Origin of the sequence: Rhizobium sp. UBA1881 (assembly GCF_002338015.1) — a bacterium.
Classification (GTDB): domain Bacteria; phylum Pseudomonadota; class Alphaproteobacteria; order Rhizobiales; family Rhizobiaceae; genus Rhizobium.
The window spans coordinates 1-2,854 of record NZ_DDHH01000212.1; the positions used below are offsets into that span (position 1 = coordinate 1).

The 2,854-nt window shown below is 64.6% G+C and carries 3 protein-coding genes; all 3 read right to left on the reverse strand.

Annotation, left to right across the window (positions count from 1 at the left end; all coding sequences use genetic code 11):
- A partial coding sequence (cydB, locus tag B3605_RS25505) for a cytochrome d ubiquinol oxidase subunit II (RefSeq protein ID WP_296436838.1) occupies positions 1 to 471 on the reverse strand: 471 nt, incomplete at its 3' end.
- A gap of 6 nt (positions 472 to 477) precedes the next feature.
- A complete protein-coding gene (locus B3605_RS25510; protein WP_112944363.1) occupies positions 478 to 2,058 on the reverse strand; it encodes a cytochrome ubiquinol oxidase subunit I in 1,581 nt (526 codons plus the stop codon).
- A gap of 74 nt (positions 2,059 to 2,132) precedes the next feature.
- Positions 2,133 to 2,854, reverse strand: a 722-nt coding sequence (locus B3605_RS25515; protein ID WP_296436839.1) for an ATP-binding cassette domain-containing protein, incomplete at its 5' end; no start/stop codon positions are given.

Sequence of the window (2,854 nt, forward strand, 5' to 3'; positions counted from 1 at the left end):
GGCCGGATCGAAGCGGAAGGGCACGCCCTGCAGCACGTTGCCGACGGCGACGCCGAAAATCAGCGACGGAACCAAGCCGCCGATGAAGAGCGCAAGATCCCAATTGCCGCGCCAGCGAGCGCTCTCGCGCTTCGAGCGGTACTTGAAGGCGACCGGCCGAAGGATGAGGGCAAGCAGGATGGCGAACATCGCGAGATAGAAGCCGGAGAACGAGACCGCGTAAAGCGGCGGCCAGGCGGCGAAGACGGCGCCGCCGCCGAGGATCAGCCAGACCTGGTTTCCTTCCCAGACCGGGCCGATCGTGTTGATGGCGACGCGGCGCTCCGTATCCGTCCTGGCGACGAAGGGGAGCAACATGCCGACGCCGAGATCGAAGCCATCGGTGACGGCGAAGCCGATGAGGAGGACGCCGAGGAGCAGCCACCAGATGAGGCGCAGGGTTTCATAATCTATGAGTTCGTGCAGGATCATGATCAATCACTCCGCGGCAGGAACGAGGGTTTCGGAAATCAGCTCGGCTTCCGGCTCGTTGTCCGGTTCCGGGCCCTTCTTGATGGCCTTCACCATCAGCGTCATCTCGATGATGATCAGCACCGTGTAGAGCGCCGCGAAGCCGATGATCGTCAGAAGCACGGTGCTGGCGCCGAGGCTGGAGACGGCGGCGGCCGTCGGCAGCACGCCTTCGATGATCCAGGGCTGGCGTCCGACCTCGGCAACCACCCAGCCGAACTCGATGGCGATGAAGGGCAGCGGGATCGCCAGGACCGCGACGCGCAGCAGCCAGGGATGAGCATCGAGGCGGCGGCGGGCCGAGAGCCAGAAGAAAGTCGCCGTCAACAGGATGAAGAACACGCCGAGCCCGACCATGATGCGGAACGACCAGAAGAGGGTCGGCACATGCGGGATGGTGTCTCGGGCCGCCTGGTCGACCTGCTGATCGGTGGCGGTGCGGGGATCATCGACATAGCGCTTCAGGAGAAGGGCATAGCCGAGCTGGTGGCCGAGATCCTCGAATGCGCTCTTGGTTTCAGCCGTGATCTTGTCCGGCGAACCGGCGGCGCGGATTTGCATCAGCGCGTCGTATGCCTTGATGCCCTCGCGGATGCGGGTCTTTGCGTGCTCCTCGAGTTCGTTGATCCCGGGGATGACCGTATCCAGCGAGCGGGTGCCAATCAGGCCCATGACCCAGGGGATATGGACGGCGAAGTGGGTCTCGCGCGCGGCCTGATCAGGGAAGCCGATGGCGGTGAAGGGGGCCGGTGCCGGCTCCGTTTCCCACATGGCTTCGATGGCGGCGAGCTTCATCTTCTGGTTTTCGGTGGCCAGATAGCCGCTTTCGTCACCCAGCACGACAACCGAGAGCGCGGAAGCCAGGCCGAAGGAGGCGGCGACTGTCATCGATCGCTTGGCGATCTCGATGTGCCGGCCCTTGAGCAGGTACCAGGCCGAGACGCCGAGTACGAAGATGGAGGCGCAGACGTAACCGGCCGATACCGTGTGGACGAACTTCGCCTGGGCGACCGGATTGAAGACCACGTCGAAGAAGCTCGTCACTTCCATGCGCATGGTCTGCGGGTTGAGCGCCGATCCCACCGGGTTCTGCATCCAGCCGTTGGCGACGAGAATCCAGAGCGCGGAGAAATTCGAGCCGAGCGCCACGCACCATGTCGCCACGAGGTGACCGACCTTGGAGAGCTTGTCCCAGCCGAAGAAGAACAGGCCGACGAAGGTGGCTTCGAGGAAGAAGGCCATCAGCCCTTCGATCGCCAGGGGGGCGCCGAAGATGTCGCCAACATAGTAGCTGTAGTAGCTCCAGTTCATGCCGAACTGGAATTCCATGACGATGCCGGTGGCGACGCCGATGGCGAAGTTGATGCCGAAGAGCACACCCCAGAACTTCGTCATCTGCCGCCAGATCTGGCGGCCGGTCATGACGTAGACGGTCTCCATGATGGCGAGCAGCACGGCGAGGCCGAGCGTCAGCGGTACGAAGAGGAAGTGATAGAGCGCTGTCAGCGCGAATTGAAAACGCGATAAGTCGACAATGTCTAGTTCCATAGTCTTTCTCCCACGCCCCATGGGGGTACGAAGATTTTCCGCCGGGCCGGATTGCCTGGCGGTCATGCACGCGCTCAGTCCGGTCTCAGCCGATTCAGAGCTTCTTCGAACGCCGTCTCTCCGCGGCGCGAAATGCTGGCGATGCGGCCGCCATCGAGCGTGGCGATCACATCAGCGATCTCCGCCTCACGGCGGATATGGGTGGTGATAACGAGCGAGCGGCCGTTCGCCCTCTCGGACAGGCGAGCCATGACATCGAGTGCCGTGGCGCGGTCGAGGCCCTCGGTCGGCTCGTCGAGCAGCCAGAGCGGCGTGTCGCGCAGGAAGAGGCGGGCGAGCGCCAGCCGGCGCGACTGGCCGCCGGACAGGCCCATGCCGCCTTCGCCGAGGCGGGTGTCGAGGCCATCGGGCAGGATGGCGATATCGGCGAGCAGACCGGCGGCGGCGAGTGCGGACTTGAGATCGCTTTCAGTTGCATTGGGACAGGCCAGGCGCAGGTTGCCGGCGACCGTGTCCTGGAAGAGCTCGGTGCGCTGGGTCAACAGGGTGGCCGGATCGTTGGCGACCGTGCCCTTGAGCGGTTCGATCTCGCCGGCGAGCAGGGCCAAAAGCGTCGACTTCCCGGCACCGCTCGTGCCGATGACTGCAAGCTTCTCGCCCGGGTTCAGGGCGAGGTTGATGTCGACGAGAACAGGCGTTGCGGCTGCGTCATAGCCGGCGCTGACACCGGCGAGTTGGGCTGCCAGTCCGGCGGCGGGGGCCGGGTGTCGGCGGGCTGATGTCTCGCCGGCCAAGA